This is a genomic window from Kribbella sp. (genome assembly GCF_035687465.1).
Lineage (GTDB): Bacteria > Actinomycetota > Actinomycetes > Propionibacteriales > Kribbellaceae > Kribbella.
The window spans coordinates 1-2,292 of record NZ_DASRXP010000057.1; the positions used below are offsets into that span (position 1 = coordinate 1).

Sequence of the window (2,292 nt, forward strand, 5' to 3'; positions counted from 1 at the left end):
ATCGTGGAGGACCTCAAGCTGTCGGTTCCGTTCAAGTCACTGGACGGCAAGCACCCGCGCGAGAACGCCGAGGTGGCCGCGGCGATCGCCGACGTGGTCGGCAAGCTGGCCGCCGAGGTCGCCTGACTCAGCACGTTCCTAGCCATTTGCTCTTCGCGCAAGCGCTCATCGCCGCCGCCGGCGAGCCCGAACCGGGCTCGTCGGCGGCTTTGCTGTTGGCCGTCCGCGCCGCCGGCAGTGTCGGTGGCCGGTGGTAGACATATATACATAGCGCGACACACCCGCAAATGTGACGTGCGACACGCCGGGCGACGTTCTGCGCAGCACCTTACGACCTGGGAATTTCACGAATGTTGTTCAGAACATCTTGTACCTATACTGATTGTCGGCCACTAGGTGTAGTGTCTTGCAGACCGACAGACCCCCACGGTTCGGAGGTCGGCCGGAGCTCAGAATCGGGTGGCGACGGTTCCCAGACTCGCCCGAAACGCGGCCCCGACCGGCTGGAATTTCAAAGGTCCAGAGGCCGCTGTAACTCAGTGAGATGCAGTAACCCCGCAGTTGCCAGTCATGGCCAGTACATGTCTAGTTCTTGCCGATTCATTCAAGAGGAGCCGTACCGAAGATGACTCAGCCTTCGATCACCGTGTACACGAAGCCCGCGTGCGTGCAGTGCAACGCCACCTACAAGGCGTTGGACAAGCAGGGCGTTGCCTACGACGTCGTCGACATCAGCCTGGATACCGAAGCCCGCGACTACGTCATGGCACTCGGCTACCTGCAGGCCCCTGTCGTCGTGGTCGGAAACGAGCATTGGTCGGGCTTCCGGCCGGACCGCATCAAGGCGTTGTCCGGAGCAGTCGCAGTCACGGCATAACGGGTACTCGGCGGGCAGAAGAAGGGAGAGTCGCCGACATGAGTGGGTGCAATCTCGTCTACTTCTCCAGCGTCTCGGAGAACACGCTCCGCTTCGTCGAGAAGCTGGAAATGCCCGCCAACAGTGTCTTCCGTATCCCTCTGCGTGGGCGCATCGAGGTCGATGAGCCCTACGTCCTGGTGCTCCCCACCTACGGTGGCGGGCACGCCAACGGACCCGATCCCGACGCTGGGGGATACGTCCCCAAGCAAGTGATCGCCTTTCTCAACAACGAAAAGAACCGGTCGTTGCTGCGCGGTGTCATCGCCGCGGGCAATACCAACTTCGGCGCCGAATTCGGCTATGCGGGGGACGTCGTTTCCCGCAAGTGCGGCGTTCCGTACCTGTATCGCTTCGAACTGATGGGCACCGCGGACGACGTCATCGCCGTCCGCGAGGGCCTTGCCGAATTCTGGAAGGACCAGACGTGCCCCCAACCGTCACAGCTGCAGAGCCTGTAACCTCCGGCGCCCACCATCCCTCGGGGACGGGCGAGACGGACTACCACGCGCTCAACGCGATGCTGAACCTGTATGACGCCGACGGCAAGATCCAGTTCGAGAAGGACCGGGAAGCCGCGCACCAGTACTTCCTGGAGCACGTCAACCAGAACACGGTTTTCTTCCACAATCAGGACGAGAAGCTCGACTACCTGGTCAAGGAGAACTACTACGAGCGCGAGGTGCTCGACCAGTACAGCCGCAACTTCGTCAAGACGCTGCTGGACCGGGCCTACGCCAAGAAGTTCCGGTTCCCGACGTTCCTCGGAGCGTTCAAGTACTACACCTCGTACACGCTGAAGACGTTCGACGGGAAGCGCTATCTCGAACGGTTCGAGGACCGCGTCGTCATGGTGTCGTTGACGCTGGCCGCAGGCGACACGACGCTGGCCGAGAAGCTGGTCGACGAGATCATCGACGGCCGGTTCCAGCCGGCCACCCCGACGTTCCTCAACTCGGGCAAGAAGCAGCGCGGTGAGCCAGTCTCGTGCTTTTTGCTTCGCATAGAAGACAACATGGAGTCCATCGGGCGCTCCATCAACTCGGCGCTGCAGCTGTCCAAGCGCGGTGGCGGAGTCTCATTGCTGCTGAGCAACATTCGCGAACACGGCGCCCCGATCAAGAACATCGAGAATCAGAGCTCGGGCGTCATCCCGATCATGAAGCTGCTCGAGGACTCGTTCTCCTACGCCAACCAGTTGGGTGCGCGCCAAGGTGCGGGTGCGGTGTACCTGCAGGCGCATCACCCCGACATCTACCGGTTCCTGGATACCAAGCGGGAGAACGCCGACGAGAAGATCCGGATCAAGACGCTCTCGCTGGGCGTCGTGATCCCGGACATCACCTTCGAGCTGGCGAAGAAGAACGAGGACATGT

General features: G+C 61.6%; 3 protein-coding genes. All 3 read left to right on the forward strand.

What is annotated here, in order from left to right:
- The first annotated feature begins 625 nt into the window (after window positions 1-625).
- Window positions 626-877 (forward strand): glutaredoxin-like protein NrdH, encoded by a 252-nt coding sequence (nrdH, locus tag VFG33_RS02900; RefSeq protein WP_325022070.1) that lies wholly within the window; start codon window positions 626-628, stop codon window positions 875-877.
- 38 nt (window positions 878-915) lie between these two features.
- Window positions 916-1,377: a class Ib ribonucleoside-diphosphate reductase assembly flavoprotein NrdI gene (gene nrdI / locus VFG33_RS02905; RefSeq protein WP_325022072.1), complete on the forward strand. Its 462-nt coding sequence runs from the start codon at window positions 916-918 to the stop codon at window positions 1,375-1,377.
- On the forward strand, window positions 1,344-2,292 hold a 949-nt coding region (locus VFG33_RS02910; protein ID WP_524538114.1), incomplete at its 3' end, for a ribonucleotide reductase barrel domain-containing protein. The genes nrdI and VFG33_RS02910, both read left to right, overlap by 34 nt.